Below are 17,892 nucleotides of genomic sequence, written 5' to 3'. Positions count from 1 at the left end.
TCAACCACCGGCCCGCGCCCCGCCGCCTCCTCCGTCCGGCCAGTGCCGCATCGGCCGAAGGGACGAGCCGGCGGGGCCCGCCGTCACCAGGGTCCGAGCGGGACGAGGTCGGGGCCGACCGCGTGCCGGTCCCGGCCGGCGTCGCTGACGTGGTGGACGAGGTGGCCGCAGTACCAGACGACCAGGTTCTGCCCGTCGGTGTCCTCGCCGTTCAGGTACGCGCCGAGCCCGTCCGCGGCGGCGCTGCCCTGCCTCCCGTGCCGGTCCTCGCTGCCGTGATAGCGCAGCAGCCACAGGTCGGAGGTCGAGAAGGCGTCGGCCGTACCGTCGTTCGGGCCCGGCAGCAGGTGGTAGCCCCGGCCGCTGTCCTTGTTCAGCACGGCCCAGCTGCGCCGGGAGGCCGGGTTCTTGACGCGGCTGGTCTCGGTGCGGAACGGGTGCCAGCCGGCGCCCCACCCCTCGTCGGGCGCGTAGGTGTTGTACTCCAGCCCCAGATCGCGCGGCACTCCGTCGAGCGTGAAGTCGAAGCGCCAGTAGGTGTGGTGACGATGGTCGAAGGGGCACTGCAGACCGGCACTGAAGAGCCGGGGCAGCACCACGCCGTCGGCCCGGAAGACCCACCGGTGCGTCAGGCGGTACGCACCGATGGTGTGGTACGACTCCAGGTTCAGCGCGCTCTGCGCACCGCTGCCCGAGGCGTACGCGCACACCCGCGTCCGCGGACACCTGCGGGTGGGGTGGGAGTTGTCGTGGTTGAGCGGATCCTTGTACGGGCCGCACGGCCCGTCGTACTGCACCCGCAGCGAGGGCAGGCTCACCTTGGCGAAGACCTGGTGGCCGCGGTAGGCGGCGCGCAGTACGACGATCCCCTCCTCGTCGGGGGAGTCCGCGAGCCGCCAGTCGAACGTCCACACCGGCTGCCCGGCGGGCCAGGCGATACGGCCGGACTCACTCATCGCCGCCGCCTCCGCCCAGCACGCGCTCCTCGCCGAGGTCGACGATCACCCGCACCCGGGGCAGGCGCTCGCCCGGCGGCCCGAAGCCGACATAGGCGCGGCGGTGCCCGTGATGCTCGTCCCCCTCCTCGACGTCGCTGGTGAGCAGCACCATCGGCACGGAGTCGGCGGTGCGGCGGCGGACGACCTCCGGGTGCGTCCGGGCGAGCTCCACGGCCCGCTCGGCCTCCGCCGGGGACAGGCCCGGCTGGGCGCGGCTCTCCGTCACGCCGACGACGACCGGCGGCTCCGCGTCGGCCAGCGTGATCTCCAGCGTGCGGCGGCCCGTGTAGTCGTGGACCAGGACGAGGATCGCGGGCACCGTCCGGTCCTTGTCGTCGCTCAGCGCGCTCGCGCCCAGGACGACGTACCGCCGGCCGTCCAGCGCGGCCCGGACGCGCCCGTCCGCCAGCAGCACGGGCGTCGTCCGGGCCAGCAGCTCCGCACTGGACGGGTGGCGGGTGCGCTCCCAGGCGACCGGTTCGGCCGGACCCGGCGGCGGGCCGGGCTCCGGAATGTCGGTGAGGGGCGGCTCGACGACCGCGGGGAACTCCTCGGCGCCGGACCGCTGCGGGGGTGGGTCGAGACGGATCTCCGGTGGCACGGCACGCCCTTTCTCCCGGCGCCGGCGCTCCTCGTCGAGCCCTGCAGCACCGATGATTTCAGCCGGGAGCCGGACCGTCACCGGCAGTGACTCCCGGACGGATGCGCGCCGTCGACGGCCGCGCCCCGGCGTGCACCACCGGGCTCCCGCGTCAGGTCCGGTCGAACGGCGCCCAGCGGGATATCGCGAACGCCGAGCCCTCGCGGCGCACTTCGGCACCGCCGCGCCCCGGGAAGTGCCCGGGGAAGACCAACGCCCGGGTGTCCGCGGCCTCTTCCAGGATCCGCCGCCGGGTGCGCGCCGCCCCGGCCTGGTCCTCGCTCAGGCAGGTGTCGCAGTCCGGCTCGGCGAACTGCAGCGGCGTGTGCATCGCGTCACCGACGAACAGCGCCCGGTCCGTGCCCGACTCCAGCCGGACGATGCAGGATCCGGGCGTGTGCCCGGGGGCCGCCTCCAGGGTGAGTGCAGCGTCGATGCGATGGCGCTCGCCCTCCCACAGCACGGCGCGCCCCTCCCGGTGCACGGGCAGGATGCTGTCCTCGAACATGCTCCCGCAGATCTGCTCCACGGTGACGTCACCGAGCACCCCGCGTCTGGGACGGCCGTTGGCAGGATTCCAGTGGTCGAAGTCGGACCGGGGAATCAGATAGGTGGCGTTGGGGAAGGCCGGGACCCAATCGCCGTCCACCAGGCGGGTGTTCCAGCCCACGTGGTCCGGGTGCAGGTGCGTGTTCACCACGACGTCCACGTCCTCGGGCCGCACCCCGGCGGCCGCCAGCCGGTCCAGATAGCCGGTTCTCATGTGCGCCCAGGCGGGCATGTACGGCCGTTCCTTGTCGTTGCCGACCCCCGTGTCGACGAGGACCGTCGTCCCGCCGCTGCGCAGCACCCACGTCTGCACGTTGACGGCGAACGCGTCCTGCTCCGGATCCCAGAAGTCCGGCACCAGCCAGGACGCGTGCTCCCGCCACTTGTCGGGGGTCAGCCCGGGGAACGCGGCGGCCACGGGGCCCATCGGGGCGTGCCATTCCACGACGCGGGTGACCTCCACCGCGCCCAAAGTGATCGTCTGCATGGCCCCGACCCTAGGTACTGCCCATACCGCGGCGGGAGAGGAACGGCCGATTCACACGAACCGGCCGAGGATGTGCGGGGACGTACGGGGATGTACCCGTGCGGCACGGGACGTCCCCACGCGAGTGAAAACCCGTCACCTCCGCGGCAGGGGTGCGACCCGCACGGCAGTCTGCGTCCATGCGCCGACGTCTCTCCCCGTACGAACGGGTCATATGGGCCGCGGGCGAGGTGCTGCCCGCCAACGTCGCCGCCGTCGCCCGGGTCTACGGGCGGGCCGTCCCGGACCGCCTGTCCGGCGCCCTCGCCGCCGCGCGGCTGCGGCATCCGTTGCTCGGGGCCCGGATCGCCTGCCGAGGACGCCGGCACGCGCTGCTGACCACGGACGGCGTGCCGGGCCCGCCGCTGCGGGTGGTCGGGGCCGACGGCAGGGACACCTGGGCCCGCGTCGTCGAGGAGGAGCTGCAGCGGCGCTTCGACACCGCCGCCGGGCCGCTCGCCCGCTTCGTGCTCGTCGACGACGGAGACGCCTTCGACCTCGTCTGCGTCTTCCATCAGCTCGTCGCCGACGCCCTGTCCGCCTGCGTCGTCGTCCGGGACGTCCTGCACCGGCTCGCCGGGCCCGCCCCGGACCCCGCCCCCGCCGCGGCGCTCCCGCCGCCCGCCGACGGCCTCCTGCCCGTCGGCCGCGCCCGGCTCGCCGACCTGGTGCCGTTCGCCCGCACGCTCGGCGGCGACGGCGCGCGGCCGCCGCAGCCGGCCGGCCCGCTCTCGTGCGCGACGTGGACGCTGTGCGCGTCCGAGGTCACCGCCCTGCGGTCCCGCTGCCGCACCGAACGGGCCACGCTGCAGTCCGCCCTCTGCCTGGCCTTCGCCCGCGCCCTGCCGCACCCCGCCCGCATCGCCGTGGGCGCGGACCTGCGCCGCGTCCTCGTCCCCCCGCCCGGCGAGGCCGTGGGCCTGTACGCGGCGAACTTCCTGCTGTCGGTGGACGGCACGACGCACCGCGACTTCTGGTCCCTGGCCCGGGACATCCGCGCCGCCGTCCGGCACCGGGTGCACGCCGACGAACTCGCCTCCCTCGTCCGCACCTTCGGCCTCCTCGCCCCGCTCCCCCGCCGGGCCATCGGGTCCGTCCTGCGCCGCAGCGAGGCCCAGGGCGCCCGCTTCGACGTGTTCCTCGGCAGCGCCCGGGTGCCGATCCCGCTCGACTACGGGCCGCTGCGCCTGTCGGCGCTCTACGGGGCCGCGCACACGAGCCTGTCGGGGGCGCCGATCGTCCTGGCCGCCGGCGTGGGCGGCCGGCTCTTCCTGAGCGTCACCTCGACCGACCCGGACGGCTCGGCGAAGCTGTGCGAGCGCGCGATGGCGCACCTGAAAGACGCGGTCACACGGTGAGGCCTGGGCAGCACAATGCTCTCCATGTCCTCACTGCCGAACGACACGACCGGACCCCTGCAGCAGCTCTCCCTCACCGACCTGCGCCTGCGCACCAGCGCCAAGTGGCGCGTCCACGGCCCGGACGTCCTGCCGCTGTGGATAGCGGAGATGGACGTCCCCCTCGCGGAGCCCATAACCCGGGCCCTGACCGAGGCACTCGCACACGGTGACACCGGCTACGCGGCCGGCACGGCCTACGCGGAGGCCTACGACGGCTTCGCGCGGGAGCGCTGGGGCTGGGACGGGGTGGCGGCGGACCGCACCTCGCTCGTGGCCGACGTGATGACGGGCGCCGTCGAAGTCCTGCGGCTGGTCACCGGGCCGGGGGACGCCGTCGTGGTGAACTCCCCGGTCTATCCGCCGTTCTACGGCTTCGTCGGGCACATGGACCGCCGGGTCGTCGAGGCCCCGCTGGGCACCGGGCACCGCATCGACCCGGACGCGCTGGAGGCCGCCTTCCGCGAGGCCACGGCGGGCGGGCGCCGCGCGGCCTTCCTGTTGTGCAGCCCGCACAACCCGACGGGCACCGTGCACACCCGCGACGAACTGGCGGCGGTGGCGGAGCTGGCGGGCGCGTACGGCGTGCGGGTCGTCGCCGACGAGATCCACGCGCCGGTCGTCCTGCCGGGCGCGGAGCACGTGCCGTTCCTGTCCGTCCCCGGGGCGGAGGGCGCGTTCGCCCTGCTGTCGGCCTCCAAGGCGTGGAACCTGGCCGGGCTCAAGTCCGCGCTCGCCGTGGCCGGTCCGGCCGCGGCCGCGGAACTGGCCCGGCTGCCGCTGGTGGTGAGCCACGGTCCGAGCCACTGGGGCGTCATCGCCCACAGCGCCGCCCTGCGGCACGGGGGTGCGTGGCTCGACGGCGTCCTGACCGGCCTGGACGCGAACCGCAAGCTGTTCGCCGGCCTGCTGGCGGAACATCTGCCGGGGGTGCGGTACCGGCAGCCGGACGGCACCTACCTGGCGTGGCTGGACTGCCGGGACCTCGGTCTCGGGGACGATCCGGCCGCGGTCTTCCTGGAGCGGGGGCGCGTCGCGCTGGCGGGCGGCACGCCCTTCGGGACCGGCGGTGCCGGGCACGTCCGCGTCACGCTGGCGACGTCGCCGGAAATCCTCACGGAGGCGGTGCGGAGGATGGCGGCGGCCCTGTGAATTTCTCCGTATCCCCCTTCGGCCGAACGGAGTAAAGCCGGGCCTTTCGGCCTCCTCGCCGTGGATACACTCGCGGCGGCCCGGACAACGGCCACTGGACATTCTGACTGACGAGGAGTGCCGTCATGGCCGAGGTAAAGCTGGCCGCCACCGTGCGCACCGATTTCGGAAAGGGCGCGTCCCGCCGCATCCGCCGCGACAACAGGGTTCCCGCCGTCGTCTACGGCCACGGCGCCGACCCGAAGCACGTGGCGCTGGACGGCCATGCGCTGTGGATGGCCCTCAAGACGCCGAACGTCCTCATCAACCTCGACATCGAGGGAAAGAAAGAACTGGTCATTCCGAAGGAAGTGCAACGCGACCCGCTCAAGGGTTTTCTCGTCCACGTCGACCTCCTCGCCGTGAAGAAGGGCGAGAAGGTCGCCGTCGAGGTTCCCGTCCACACCGAGGGCGATCTGGCGCCCGGCGGCAATGTCCTGGAGCACATCCTCAACGCCCTCCCCGTGGAGGCGGAGGCCACGCACATTCCCGAGGGCTTCACCGTCTCCATCGAGGGCCTGGAGGCCGGCCACACGGTGCGTGCCGGGGACATCAAGCTGCCGCGCGGGGTGACGCTGGCGGTGGAGGAGGACGCCGCGGTCCTGCAGGTCGTCCTCGCCCAGGTCGAGGCGGAGCCCGAGGAGGAGGAAGCCGAGGAGGGCGAGGAGGGTGCGGCGGCCGAGGCGCCCGCCGAGGAGGAGGCCGCCGCGGAAGGCTGAGCCCTTCCGCATCGCGGGGCGGCGTGCGTGCCGCCCCGCACGGGGAAAGGCTCCGGGAATGACACACGCCGTCCTGCACGCCCTCTCGATCACCGGCTCCATGACGTGGGAGATCGCCTGGGCGCTGATCCTGGGCTTCGCTCTGTCCGCCGTCGTCCAGGCGGTGGTGCGCCGCTCCACCGTCGTCTCCGCGCTGGGCGACGACCGCCCCCGCACCCTCGCCCTGGCCGCGGGCCTGGGTGCCGCCTCGTCGTCCTGCTCCTACGCGGCGGTGGCGCTGGCGCGTTCGCTGTTCCGCAAGGGTGCGCATTTCACCGCGGCCATGGCGTTCGAGATCGCCTCGACGAACCTGGTCGTCGAACTCGGCATCATTCTGGCCCTGTTGATGGGCTGGCAGTTCACGGCGGCCGAATTCACCGGCGGTCCCGTGATGATCGCGGTGCTGGCGCTGCTCTTCCGCGCATTCCTGCGGGAGGACCTGCTGCGCCGGGCGCGGGAACAGGCGGGGCGGGGCCTGGCGGGCTCGATGGAGGGGCACGCGGCGATGGACATGTCCGTGCAGCGTGAAGGCACCTTTCTGCAGCGGCTGTTGTCGCCGGAGGGCTTCACCTCCACCGCGCACGTCTTCGTGATGGAGTGGGCGGCCATTCTGCGGGACCTGGTCATCGGACTGCTCGTCGCGGGCGCCATCGCGGCCTGGGTCCCGGACTCCTTCTGGCGCGCCTTCTTCTTCGAGGGCCACCCGCTGGCGGCAAAACTGTGGGGCCCGCTCATCGGCCCGGTGGTGGCGATGGCGTCGTTCGTCTGCTCGATCGGCAATGTGCCGCTGGCGGTGGTGCTGTGGAAGGGCGGCATCAGCTTCGGGGGCGTGGTGTCCTTCATCTTCGCGGACCTGCTGATCCTGCCGATCCTGAACATCTACCGGAAGTACTACGGCGGCAGAATGGCGGCGTTCCTGCTGGTGACGTTCTTCGTGGCGATGGCGGTCGCGGGGTACGCGGTGGAGTGGGTGTTCGGCCTCCTCGGCATCGTGCCCGGGCACGGCACCGCGAAGGTCCCGATGGAGGGGATCTCCTGGAATTACACGTCGTGGCTCAACGTGGCTTTTCTGGGGCTCGCGTTGGTGCTGGTGGTGCGGTTCTTCCGGACGGGCGGCAGGGAGATGCTGCGGATGATGGGCGGCGGTCCGGGGGCGTAGCGGGGAGAGCGAGCATGGGCGGGCCACGCCCCCGGATGCACCGGTGCGGGACCTGGGTGACTCTGGGAGGAGGGCGAGGAGCCCGCCTGCCGCACGACGGCTGCAACAGTGGGACCCGGTCACGTCCCCACGCTGCTGCCGAGCCGAGCCGCCCAGGAGGGCGAGATGAACGCCTTGCCCCGCCCCGTGATCGACGCCATGGCCGACCGTGCGATGCGCATGCACCACATGCTGTGGCACCTCTCGCGGAACGAATGGGCCGGCATGACCCCCGCACAGCAACAGGAGTTCCGCGCCCACGGCTGGGATCCGCCCCGCCCTGCCCTGACCGGCGGCGCCGATCCCCGGCCCGAGCTCGACAACGGGTCGGGCGAGGACTTCCTCTATATGCACCGGCAGATGATCGCCGACGTCGACGCCATCCTCGCCCGGCTGGCGGATCCCCAGTACCCCCGGGTGGAAGGGTGGCCGAGCATCCCCGCCCCCGGGGACACGGCGTTCCCCGTCCCGCCGCCGTTCGTCGTCCCGGACGATCCGGACACCACCCGGGCCATCGACGACGCCAAGAGCGCGGCCTCGTTCGACCGGATACGCCAGTGGCAGGCGGAGTACACCGACCCGTCGGCCCTGCGCGGGATGACGCTCGGCCGGCTCGGTGCGCGCATCGAGTTCACCATCCACAACCGCATGCACCTGCGCTGGTCGGCCCAGCTGCCGGCGTACCGCCCGGACAGCGACCCGTTCGACGTCGACCCGCGGTGGGACGGCCCCGGCTACGACTGGCTCGCCGACTTCTACGCGTCCCACGTCAACCCGGTCTTCTGGAAGCTGCACGGCTGGGTGGACGCGCGGATCGACGACTGGATGACGGCCAACAGCCGTACGGGGCCCGTTCCCTGGAGCTTCAACCCGCCCTGGACCGGGCCCATGGCCCACGACCGGCACTCGGTCATGCGGCTCGTCTTCGAGGCCCGCCCCGGGAGCGACGAGGCCGACGCGCTGGGAGCACATCTCCGGGCCATGGAGGAGACCGTCGCGGGCCTGAAGCGGACGGGCCTGCGTGTCCGTACGCCGTTCTTCCGGAGCTTCGACCCGCAGCACTGACGTCCCATGGCCCCGCCCGTGGTGCGCGGCAGGGCCATGGGACGTTACGGGTCAACTCGTCGCGGCCGTCCGGGCTCCGGCGTCCGGCTGCCGTTCCGCAGTCGCCCGCGGCAGCAGCAGCCGTTCCGCGAGGTGCCCGAAGAGCAGCCCGAAGCCGGCCCAGAGGGTGCACTGGATGGCGAGGGCCGCCAGGCGGAACTGCCACAGCACGGTGGCCGGGAAGTCCGCCGGCACCTCGTTGACGGCCGGCAGGAACACGTACGCCAGGCCGACCGCGAGGACGAAGGCGGCCGAAGCCACCACCGTGGCGTACCAGTTGCCCAGGCGCGGGGCCAGTCTTCTCCCGAGGATGACGGCGGCGATGCTCAGCAGGACGCTGAGCGCCATCATCAGGAAGTAGAGCGTGGTCCGTTTGCCGATGGTGTCCGGGTCGCCCACGGACGGCGGGTTGGCCGGGTACTTCAGGAACGGCACGATGTAGACGGCCGTCAGGGCCCCGGCGGACAGCAGAGCGGCCGTGGTCCGCGGGCCGAACCTGCCGATGCGGCCCAGCGCCACGCAGAACGCCAGGGCGGCGATGCCGCCCAGTGCCACGCCGTAGACGAGGACTCCGGTGGCGAGCCCGGCCGTCGACTGCAGGCTCCGGCCGACCAGTTCCTCTGCGTGCTCGTGGGTGTGGGCCTGCTCGAAGGCGATGGCCGCGTCCACATGCGGCTCGCCCACCAGATACGCCACCGCCAGCGCGAGCACCCCGGCGGCGAGCCCGGCGAGCATGCCTCTGACGAGCAACGCCCGTACGGATACGGGATTCACGAGGCGTTCCCCCTGCCGTCGTCAGTGGCAGGGGAAGCCGAGCAGGTGGCGTCCGTCGTGCACCCACTCGTGCACGCCGACGCCGGAGAAGACCGAGGTGGCGCCCTGCTCGGCGCCGACGAAGTACAGCAGGACCAGCATCAGGATGCCGAAGAAGACCGCCCACGGGGCGATGGCCTTCAGGGATATGGGGGTGACCACCGGTGCAGCGGCAGACTGTGCCATGACGAAACCTCCTGGGGAAACACGCGTCCCGTTTCTCGGGTCCGGACGACGAGGTGCGGGTCTGACTCCCCTGCCGTGACCGCGCGTTGGCGGGCATCGGCCGGTTACACAGTGGCGCGACCGTGCCGGATTCCCACCGGCTTCCGTTCCCCCGTCGTCATGTCCACGCGACCGTACCGCGTACGAGCCGGTCTGCCTACGGCGTACGGCATACTCGCGCACGCCCCTGTCCTGAGCGGGAGAGAGCAGGAAAGACCAGCATGACTGTGCGCGTGATGCTCGTGTCACCGGCGGCCGGCCCCGCCCTGCGCGACCACCGGTTCGACGACGGCGCCTCCCTGGACGCCGCCGGGCTGCAACAGGCCCGCGCCGCAGCCGCCGCGCTGCCCGGCGCCGACCGGTACCTGTGCGCCCCGGCCGTACGCTGCCGCGAGACGGCCGCCGCCCTCGGCCTGGACGCCCACGCGGCGGCGGACCTGCGCGACCTGGACGTCGGGGCGTGGACGGGCCGGACGCTGGACGAGGTGGCCGCCTCCGCCCCTCACGACCTGGCCGCCTGGCTGGCGGACCCCGCGGCGGCCCCTCACGGCGGGGAGTCGGCGACGGCGCTCGTCGAACGGATCGGCGCCTGGCTCGACGGCCGGGGCGGCGAGAGCGGCCGGGTCCTCGCCGTCGCCGAACCCGCCGTGATCCGGGCGGCCGTCGTGCACGCGCTCGGCCTGCCGCCGGCCGTCTTCTGGCGGCTCGACGTGCACCCGCTGTCCCTGACCACCCTCAGCGGCCGCGCCGGGCGCTGGAACCTGCACTGCGGACGCCCCCTGCACCCGGCCTCCTGACGGGCAGCAACAGCCCCCGCGGCGCGTGCCGCAGGGGCTGTCTGTCACTCCTCACTCCACTTCGCACTTCACTTCACTTCACGACCACCGTGCCGTGCATGTACGGGTGGATCGTGCAGATGTAGTTGAACGTGCCGGCCGAGTTGAACTTGAAGCTGTACGTGCCGCCGCGGCTGAGCGTCGGCGAGTTCAGCCCGCCCGAGCCGGTCACCGTGTGCGGTGCCGAGTCGTTGTTGGTCCAGGTCACCGTGGTGCCCTTGGTGACGGTGAGCGTCGACGGCGAGTACGCGAAGCCGGCGATCGTCACGTGATTGGCGGTCGCCGCAGGGGCGTTCGCCGTCATGGGGGTCGCAGGGGCCGCAGTGGCCATGCCCATCGAGGGGGCCATGACCGGGGCCATCGCGACCGTGCCTGACCGGTGTCCGTGCCCGTGGGCATGTTCACCATGGCCATGACCGCCACCGCACCACCCGCCCACGGCGGGGACCGCAGCGGCGGTGCCGGCGGCCAACAGCAAGGCAGCAACACGCTGTCTGCGCTTGCGCGTTGGGGCGTCTGTGGGAGTCATGATGTCGACCCAATCCAAATCTCGTGCGGGTCCACACGCGCCCCGCAGGATGCGGGTCGCGCATCCAGACACACACCACGCTACTCCGCATCCCGAGCGCCGCCACTCGGGTGCCGGAGGGTCACTCCGTGCCCTCCCGCCGCACCGCCAGGATCGCCATGTCGTCGTCCCGCGGGCCCCCGGTCCACCGCTCCACATCGGCGACCAGCGCATCGATGAGCTCCCCTGGATCCCCGAACGGGCCGAGCCGAGCCAGGCGCGCTACCGGGTCGTAGAACGCCCCGGCAGCATCCCTCGCCTCCGTCACCCCGTCCGTCACCAGCAGCAGCGTGTCGCCGGTGCCGAACGTCCAGGAGTCGGGGCCGGGGCGGGGCACGCCCAGCGGGCTCATGCCCAGGGGGAGGCCGGGATCGTGCGGGTGCAGCAGACGGATCCGGGAACCGGAGAGGAGGTACGCGGCCGGATGGCCGCAGTTGAGGAGGGAGAGCTTGTCGCCGTCCTGCGTGAACTCGCCCAGCAGGGCCGTGATGAAGCCCTCCATGCGCAGCTCCTCGCTGCGGTCCTCGACCTCCCGCAGGATCGCCTGTTCGAGGCGGTCGGCGAGGTCGCCCAGGTCGGGGGCCGTGGCGGCGGCCTCCCGGAAGGCGCCCAGCAGGAGGGCGACCGCGCCCACCGCGCCGATCCCCTTGCCCCGCACGTCCGCGATGAGCACCCGGGTGCCGAACGGCGAGCGCTGCACCGCGTACGCGTCACCGCCGATCTGCGCCTCGGTCTGGGCGGCGTGGTAGCAGGCGGCGACGGCCAGCGGGCCGATCCGGGACGGCGGGACGGGGAGGACCGCCCGCTGGGCGGCCTCCGCCACCGAGCGCACCACGTCCAGGCGGCGCCCGTGGCGGGCGATCACACGGTTCACGCCGATGCCGATCAGGGCGGCGAAGAGCGTGTTGGCGAGTTCGAGCCAGCCCGGGGTGTGGCCCAGGTAGCCGTGCTTTGCCGTCAGCACCAGCGCGCCCGCCACGATCACCGCGCCGACCACGGCCGTGTGCCGCAGCGGCAGCAGGGAGCCCGCGACCACGCAGGCCGCGGCCATCATCGGGTCGCCCCAGTAGTTCGCGGGCGAGAACGCGTCCCAGGTCAGCCCGGCCGCGATCAGCGCGCCGGGGGCGAACCGCACGTACCGCGGCCATGGTGTGGAGGCCATCAACTCCCCTCCGGTGTACGGCTGACCGTGCGTCCCAGCCCGGCCGCGGCGCGGGCGAAGGCGGCGGCGTCGTGGACGGCGGCGGCGCCGGGGTCGTTGTTGAAGTAGGCGTACACGTCGGCCCGGTCGGGCCAGGCGTCGGCGATGCGGCGGGCCCAAGTGGCCAGCGCCTGGCGCCCGTAGCGCGGCCAGGGGTGGGCGCGGCCGCAGTGGAAGCGCACGTAGCCCCAGTCGGCCGTGCGCCACAGCGGGGTCACCGGGCGGGAGTCGTGGTCGGCCCAGCACAGGGCGGCGCGGTGCTGCTCCAGGAGGGAGCGGATCGCGTCGGTCCACCAGGAGTCGTGCCGGGGTTCCACGGCGACGCGGGTGCCGACGGGGAAGCAGGCCAGTGCGGCGTCCAGCAGCCCGGCGTCGGCCTTGAGCGTGGGCGGGAGCTGGAGGAGGACGGGCCCGAGCCGGTCCCCCAGGCCCCCGGCGTGCCGCATCAGGCGCTGTACGGGTTCCTCCGGGTCGTGCAGCCGCTTGATGTGGGTGAGGTAGCGGCTGGCCTTGACGGCCATGACGAACCCCTGCGGGGTGCGGTCGCGCCAGGCGGCGAAGGTCTCGGGCGAGGGCAGCCGGTAGAAGGCGTTGTTGTTCTCGACGGTCGCGAAGTGCCGGGTGTACTCCTCCAGCCACAGCCGCTGCGGGCAGCCGTCGGGGTAGAGGTCACCGCGCCAGTCCGTGTACTGCCATCCCGAGGTTCCGACGAGCAGGGGCATGGATGATCCCTGCCCCGGGGGGCGGGATCCGTCACGCTGATGCCGTGAAGTGCATCTTCTGTGCCATCGCGGCGGGCGGGCAGGCCGCCCACCTGGTCCTGGCGGACGAGACGGCCGTGGCCTTCCTGGACGCCCGGCCGCTGTTCCCCGGGCATGTGCTGGTCGTGCCGCGGCGGCACGCCGAGACGCTCACCGACCTGCCGGTACCGGAGGTGGGCCCGTTCTTCACGCGGGTGCAGCGGGTCGCCGGGGCCGTGGAGCGGGGCATGGGCGCGGCGGGGTCGTTCGTCGCCGCCAACAACCGCATCAGCCAGTCCGTGCCGCATTTCCATGTGCACGTGGTGCCGCGCAACCGCAAGGACGGCTTGCGGGGCTTCTTCTGGCCGCGCACGCGCTACGCCTCGGACGAGGAGGCGGCGCAGGTGGCGGCGCGGGTGCGGGCGGCCCTGGAGGGCGGCGGGGGTTAGGGCGTGTCCGGCGGATCTCGTCATACAGCACCACGGCGCGCCCCGTGGTCGAGGTGCTCGGGGCTTCGCCCCGGACCCCAGGGGTGGTGCGTCGACTGCGAGCCGGTGGGGGCTTGTCGCGCAGTTCCCCGCGCCCCTGACGGGGCGCTGCAAGATTCGCCGGCAAGGCTCTGAGACCGCCCGTGGACGATCCCCGGGAATCTGCGCATGCTGGTAGCAGGAGTGTCCTCCGCCCTCCCCTCCCGGAACCGGACCCCCGGAACCGGAGGTGCAGCATGCGATTCACGGACCGAGTGGATGCCGGCCGGCAGCTCGCCGAGCGGCTGCGGCATCTGCGCAGCGAACACCCGGTGGTGCTGGGCCTGCCCCGCGGCGGTGTGCCCGTGGCCTTCGAGGTCGCGGCCGCGCTCGGCGCCCCGCTGGACGTGATCCTCGTCCGCAAGCTCGGTGTGCCCTTCCACCGGGAGCTGGGCTTCGGCGCCATCGGCGAGGGCGGGGTCAAGGTCGTCCGCGAGGACATCATCCGGATGAGCCGGGTGGACGAGGACGACCTCGCCGAGGTCGAGCGCAGCGAGGAGGCGGCGCTCGCGGAGCAGGCGAAGCGCTTCCGCGGCGGACGGCCGCGGATCCCGTTGAAGGGCCGTACGGCGGTCGTCGTGGACGACGGGATCGCGACGGGGTCGACGGCGTCGGCGGCCTGCCGCGTGGCCAGGGCCGAGGGTGCCGCGCGGGTCGTGCTGGCGGTGCCGGTGGCCCCGCCGGACGCGGTGGCCGTGCTCACCACGGAGGTGGACGAGCTGATCTGCCCGTTCACGCCGGCCCTGTTCTCGGCCGTCGGCGAGTGGTACCGCGACTTCTCCCAGACCGAGGACGAGGAGGTCGTCGAGCTGCTGCGGCGCAACCGCGCCACGGCGCGCTCCGGGACCGGCGACGAGCCGGACCGCAGTGTGCCCGTCGAGGTGCCGGTCGAGGGCGGCGCCGTCACGCTCGCCGGCGATCTGGCACTGCCCGCAGGGGCGCCCGGCATCGTCGTCTTCGCCCACGGCAGCGGCAGCAGCCGGATGAGCCCGCGCAACCGTGCGGTGGCGCAGGCCCTCAATGCGGCGGGGCTGGGCACGCTGCTGTTCGACCTCCTCACGCCGCAGGAGGAGGCGGACCGGGCCAATGTGTTCGCCATCGAGCCCCTCGCGCGCAGGCTCGCTCAGGTGTCGGAGTGGCTGCGGCGGGAGTCCCTGCCGCTGTGCTACTTCGGCGCGAGCACGGGCGCTGCGGCGGCCCTGTGGGCGGCCGCGGACGGCGGCGCGGACATCGCCGCCGTGGTCTCCCGCGGCGGCCGCCCCGACCTCGCCGGGGCACAGCTGGGCCGGGTGCGCGCGCCGACGCTGCTCATCGTGGGCGGCCGGGACGAGACCGTGCTGGACCTCAACCGGCAGGCCGCCCAACAGCTGCGCTGCGAGCATCAGTTGACGGTGGTCCCGGGCGCCACGCACCTCTTCGAGGAGCCCGGTGCGCTGGACGCCGTGGCGGATCTCGCCTGCGACTGGTTCACCTCGCATCTTGCGCCGAGCGCGCCGACGGCGAGGGCGGCGTAGGGCCGCGGGCCCCGTAAGGGGCGCCCCGTCAGGGGCGCGGGGCTGTTTACACGTGCGGCTCCGCCGCGTGGGCGCGACCAGGTGCCCCGTCAGGGGCGCGGGGAACTGCGCGACCAGCCCCCACCGGCCCGCAGCCGACACACCACCCCAGGGGTCCGGGGCGAAGCCCCGAGTACCTCAACTGCGGGCACATCGTGGCTGATCGCGCAGTTCCCCGCGCCCCTTCGGGGCGCCCCGAAAGGGAAATGTTGACGCGACCCTGTCAATCTCCAGCGGAGCGTGGCACGCTGCGAAACGGCACGGACCCCCACAGCAGAAGGAGTTCGCGTGAGACACTCCCGCCGCGCCACCGCCGGCGCCCTGCTCGCCGCCGGCGCCCTGGTCAGCGCAGGCGTCCAGGCCACCACGGCCGGCGCCGCCGCGACCCCCTCCTCCGCCGCCGTCCACACCGGGGCGAGCACGTCCGCCGCACAGCAGCGGACCGCCGCCTACTGGACCCCCGAACGGATGCGCACGGCCACCCCGCTCGACCTGATCACGGCCGGCCCGGACGCTCTGAAGGCCCCGCAGCACCGCGGCGCGCGCACGGCCGTCGCGCCCACCCGGCCCTCGGCGCGGGTGACGTCCTTCCCGCAGTCCGGGGGACCCTGGACGGGCGGCGGCGCCGTGGTCAAGACCTCGGGCCGGGTGTTCTTCACCTTCCAGGGCCGCAACGCATCCTGCTCGGGCGACGCCATCACCAGCAAGAACGCCAGCACCGTGATCACGGCCGGGCACTGCGTCAAGTACCAGGGCAGCTGGCACACCAACTGGACCTTCGTCCCCGGCTACCACGACGGCCAGGCGCCCTACGGCACCTGGACGGCCACCAAGACGCTGTCCACACCGCAGTGGTCGGCCAGCGAGGAGATGAACTACGACGTCGGCCTCGCCGTCGTCGCCCCGCTGGACGGCAAGAAGCTCACCGACGTCGTCGGGGCACAGGGCCTGGAGTTCAACGGCGGCTACAACCAGCCCATGTACTCCTTCGGCTTCCCCGCCGCGGCACCCTACGACGGCACCAGACTCATCCACTGCAGCGGGGATTCGTCCCAGGACTTCCTCCTCACCAAGGACCACGGGCTCGGCTGCAACATGACGGGCGGCTCGAGCGGCGGCCCCTGGTTCACGTCCTTCGACGAGTCCTCCGGCACGGGCCTGCAGGCCTCGGTGAACAGCTTCGGCTACACGTTCCTGCCGAACACGATGTTCGGGCCGTACTTCGGGGACGAGGCCAAGGCCGCCTACGAACAGGCCGAGTCGACGTCCTGACCCGCCTGTCCCCGCTTCACCCGTGTTCACTCGTGCGGGACGACCGCGACCGGGCACGCCGCGTGGTGCAGCACCGCGTGGCTGACCCGGCCCAGCTGGAAGCCCACCCGGCTGCGGTGCCGCACGGCGCCGACGACCAGCAGGTCCGCCGTGGCCGAGGCCTCGACCAGCACCTTGTGCGCGGGCCCCTCGGCCGTCGTGCGCCGCACCTGGATGGCCGGATGCTCGCGGGCCGGTCCGTCCAGGGCCTCGTCCAGAGCGGCCAGGGCCCGTTCCTCGTTGCGGTGCGTCGAGTCGTCACCGGACAGGTGCCGGGAACAGCGCCAGGCCCGGGCCGCCTCCAGCTCGCAGTGCCGCAGCCCGGCCTCGTACAGCGCGAAACGCACGGCGGCCGCGCACTCCTCGGCGTCCCCGACGCCGACCAGGACCCGTCCGCACTCGCCGCGGACGGTGCGCTGGCCGCCGCGCACCACGATCACCGGACAGTGGGCGCGGCCCGCCAGCGAGAGGCCCACCGAGCCCAGCAGCAGCCCGGCCAGGGCTCCCCGGCCCGAGGCCCCGGTGACCAGGGCTGCGGCCTGGTGCGCCTCCTCCAGCAGGGCGCTCACCGCGTCGTCCGGGACGACCACGGCGTCCACCGCGACGTCCGGGGCGCGCAGCTCGGCACGGTGCCGGGCGGCCGCGACCACCTGGTCCGCCAATCCGGCGTCCTCGGGGCGGTCGGGGCCGAAGGCGGGCGCCGAGCCCTCGTAGCGCTCCCACAGCGACGCGTAGATCACGCGCAGGGGGACCTCCCGGCGGGCGGCCTCGTCGACGGCCCAGTCCAGCGCCGGGAGACTGCCGTCGGATCCGTCCACGCCCACGACCAGGGGATGCGTCATCGTCCCCACCGCCTCGCCTCGTGGGAAGTTCCCTCTCCTGGAAAGTTCCCTCTGTCTGCACCATCGCACTGCTCCGGGCCGGATGCGACGGGCAGGACGACGGTGCAGGTCAGCCGGTTATGGGCCGTTCGGCCCATGGCATCCTGCAGGCTCGGGGGAGCATGATCGGAAGAGCGTCCCGGTGCGGGCGCCGACGTCGAGCAGGGAGCCGGTAGTGGAACAGTCAAGGACGTTCTCCCAGGAGCGGCCCATCCGGGTGTTCCTGCTGGACGACCACGAGGTCGTCCGGCGAGGAATCCAGGACCTCCTGGACGGCGAGGCCGACATCTCGGTGGTCGGCGACGCGGGCACCATCGAGCAGGCCCTCACCCGCGGCCCGGCGCTGCGCCCCGATGTCGCCGTGCTGGACGTCCGGCTGCCCGACGGGGACGGCATCTCCGTCTGCCGGGAGCTGCGGTCGCGGATGCCGGAGCTCGCGTGTCTGATGCTCACGTCGTTCGACGACGACGACGCGCTGATGGACGCCGTCATGGCCGGGGCGGCCGGCTACGTCCTCAAGCAGATCAAGGGCGCCGACCTGGTCGCGGCCATCCGCACCGTCGCGTCCGGGCAGTCCATGCTCGACCCGGCCACGACCGCGCGCCTGATGAGCAGCCTGCGCGGCGAGGAGCCGGGCTCCTCGCCGGAGGACGAGCGGCTGGCCGGGCTGTCGCCCCGGGAGCGGGACATCCTTGGCCTGATCGGCCAAGGATTGACAAACCGTCAGATCGGACAGCAGCTGTTCCTGTCGGAGAAGACCGTGAAGAACCACATCTCGCGGCTGCTGGCCAAGCTCGGCGTTGAGCGGAGGATTCAGGCGGCCGTCATCGCCAGTGAGGCGTTGCGTTAACCGCGGGTTGGCTGTGGCTTGTCGCG

19 protein-coding genes are annotated in these 17,892 nt (G+C 73.2%); 10 read left to right on the top strand and 9 right to left on the bottom strand.

From position 1 onward, the window contains the following. Nucleotides 1–83: 83 nt before the first annotated feature. From ACMATS_RS34965 to ACMATS_RS34955, 3 genes are all read right to left on the bottom strand, one after another. Nucleotides 84–956 (bottom strand): hypothetical protein, encoded by an 873-nt coding sequence (locus ACMATS_RS34965; protein ID WP_414170248.1) that lies wholly within the window; start codon nt 954–956, stop codon nt 84–86. Continuing rightward, a complete protein-coding gene (locus ACMATS_RS34960; RefSeq protein ID WP_390775370.1) occupies nt 949–1,680 on the bottom strand; it encodes a hypothetical protein in 732 nt (243 codons plus the stop codon). Before ACMATS_RS34960 ends, ACMATS_RS34965 begins: the two co-directional genes overlap by 8 nt. A gap of 70 nt (nt 1,681–1,750) precedes the next feature. Continuing rightward, on the bottom strand, nt 1,751–2,674 hold the full coding sequence (locus ACMATS_RS34955; RefSeq protein WP_390775371.1) for an MBL fold metallo-hydrolase: 924 nt from the start codon (nt 2,672–2,674) through the stop codon (nt 1,751–1,753). Between the two features lie 179 nt (nt 2,675–2,853). On the opposite strand from ACMATS_RS34955, the gene ACMATS_RS34950 reads away from it, so the two are divergent. The 5 genes from ACMATS_RS34950 to ACMATS_RS34930 all read left to right on the top strand — a co-directional run bounded on the left by ACMATS_RS34950 (nt 2,854) and on the right by ACMATS_RS34930 (nt 8,322). Continuing rightward, nucleotides 2,854–4,071, top strand: a complete 1,218-nt coding sequence (locus tag ACMATS_RS34950) for a hypothetical protein (protein WP_414170247.1) — start codon at nt 2,854–2,856, stop codon at nt 4,069–4,071. Nucleotides 4,072–4,095: 24 nt separating this feature from the next. Then, nucleotides 4,096–5,262 carry a MalY/PatB family protein gene (locus ACMATS_RS34945; protein WP_390775373.1) on the top strand — a complete coding sequence of 389 codons (1,167 nt, stop codon included), beginning with the start codon at nt 4,096–4,098 and terminating at the stop codon, nt 5,260–5,262. 125 nt (nt 5,263–5,387) lie between these two features. After that, a complete protein-coding gene (locus tag ACMATS_RS34940) occupies nt 5,388–6,020 on the top strand; it encodes a 50S ribosomal protein L25/general stress protein Ctc (RefSeq protein ID WP_390775374.1) in 633 nt (210 codons plus the stop codon). Between the two features lie 58 nt (nt 6,021–6,078). Then, complete coding sequence (locus ACMATS_RS34935; protein WP_414170246.1) at nt 6,079–7,218, top strand: permease; 1,140 nt, start codon at nt 6,079–6,081, stop codon at nt 7,216–7,218. Nucleotides 7,219–7,383: 165 nt separating this feature from the next. Next, nucleotides 7,384–8,322, top strand: a complete 939-nt coding sequence (locus ACMATS_RS34930) for a hypothetical protein (RefSeq protein ID WP_414170245.1) — start codon at nt 7,384–7,386, stop codon at nt 8,320–8,322. A 51-nt stretch (nt 8,323–8,373) separates the two neighbouring features. On the opposite strand, the gene ACMATS_RS34925 is transcribed toward ACMATS_RS34930, so the two are convergent. Beyond that, nucleotides 8,374–9,135, bottom strand: coding sequence for a CbtA family protein (locus ACMATS_RS34925; protein ID WP_391154534.1), 762 nt, complete (start codon nt 9,133–9,135; stop codon nt 8,374–8,376). Nucleotides 9,136–9,156: 21 nt separating this feature from the next. Beyond that, entirely contained in the window at nt 9,157–9,360 is a 204-nt protein-coding gene (locus tag ACMATS_RS34920; protein WP_390775378.1) for a CbtB domain-containing protein, read from the bottom strand. Nucleotides 9,361–9,620: 260 nt separating this feature from the next. Here ACMATS_RS34920 and ACMATS_RS34915 point away from each other — a divergent pair, with 260 nt between their 5' ends. Beyond that, nucleotides 9,621–10,196 carry a histidine phosphatase family protein gene (locus tag ACMATS_RS34915; protein ID WP_414170244.1) on the top strand — a complete coding sequence of 192 codons (576 nt, stop codon included), beginning with the start codon at nt 9,621–9,623 and terminating at the stop codon, nt 10,194–10,196. A gap of 73 nt (nt 10,197–10,269) precedes the next feature. Here the strand turns inward: ACMATS_RS34915 and ACMATS_RS34910 are convergent, their stop codons facing one another. The 3 genes from ACMATS_RS34910 to ACMATS_RS34900 all read right to left on the bottom strand — a co-directional run bounded on the left by ACMATS_RS34910 (nt 10,270) and on the right by ACMATS_RS34900 (nt 12,726). Further along, entirely contained in the window at nt 10,270–10,596 is a 327-nt protein-coding gene (locus ACMATS_RS34910) for a cupredoxin family copper-binding protein (RefSeq protein WP_414170243.1), read from the bottom strand. A 289-nt stretch (nt 10,597–10,885) separates the two neighbouring features. After that, complete coding sequence (locus ACMATS_RS34905) at nt 10,886–11,965, bottom strand: PP2C family protein-serine/threonine phosphatase (RefSeq protein WP_414170242.1); 1,080 nt, start codon at nt 11,963–11,965, stop codon at nt 10,886–10,888. Continuing rightward, nucleotides 11,965–12,726, bottom strand: coding sequence for a DUF72 domain-containing protein (locus ACMATS_RS34900; protein WP_414170241.1), 762 nt, complete (start codon nt 12,724–12,726; stop codon nt 11,965–11,967). Before ACMATS_RS34900 ends, ACMATS_RS34905 begins: the two co-directional genes overlap by 1 nt. Before the next feature lie 44 nt (nt 12,727–12,770). On the opposite strand from ACMATS_RS34900, the gene ACMATS_RS34895 reads away from it, so the two are divergent. The 3 genes from ACMATS_RS34895 (at nt 12,771) to ACMATS_RS34885 (ending at nt 16,096) form a co-directional block, all read left to right on the top strand. Continuing rightward, nucleotides 12,771–13,193 (top strand): HIT family protein, encoded by a 423-nt coding sequence (locus tag ACMATS_RS34895; RefSeq protein WP_390775383.1) that lies wholly within the window; start codon nt 12,771–12,773, stop codon nt 13,191–13,193. Between the two features lie 275 nt (nt 13,194–13,468). Continuing rightward, nucleotides 13,469–14,785 carry an alpha/beta family hydrolase gene (locus ACMATS_RS34890; protein ID WP_414170240.1) on the top strand — a complete coding sequence of 439 codons (1,317 nt, stop codon included), beginning with the start codon at nt 13,469–13,471 and terminating at the stop codon, nt 14,783–14,785. Between the two features lie 327 nt (nt 14,786–15,112). Next, nucleotides 15,113–16,096, top strand: a complete 984-nt coding sequence (locus ACMATS_RS34885; RefSeq protein ID WP_391154544.1) for a trypsin-like serine peptidase — start codon at nt 15,113–15,115, stop codon at nt 16,094–16,096. A 26-nt stretch (nt 16,097–16,122) separates the two neighbouring features. On the opposite strand, the gene ACMATS_RS34880 is transcribed toward ACMATS_RS34885, so the two are convergent. Next, nucleotides 16,123–16,977 (bottom strand): universal stress protein, encoded by an 855-nt coding sequence (locus ACMATS_RS34880; protein WP_414170239.1) that lies wholly within the window; start codon nt 16,975–16,977, stop codon nt 16,123–16,125. A 214-nt stretch (nt 16,978–17,191) separates the two neighbouring features. On the opposite strand from ACMATS_RS34880, the gene ACMATS_RS34875 reads away from it, so the two are divergent. After that, nucleotides 17,192–17,866: a response regulator gene (locus ACMATS_RS34875; protein WP_390775387.1), complete on the top strand. Its 675-nt coding sequence runs from the start codon at nt 17,192–17,194 to the stop codon at nt 17,864–17,866. The last annotated feature ends 26 nt before the right edge of the window (nt 17,867–17,892 follow it).

It is taken from the genome of Streptoverticillium reticulum, from assembly GCF_047456005.1.
Lineage (GTDB): Bacteria > Actinomycetota > Actinomycetes > Streptomycetales > Streptomycetaceae > Streptomyces > Streptomyces reticulum.
Note: the sequence above shows the minus strand (reverse complement) of the source record. Positions and strands in the feature narration are given on the sequence as shown.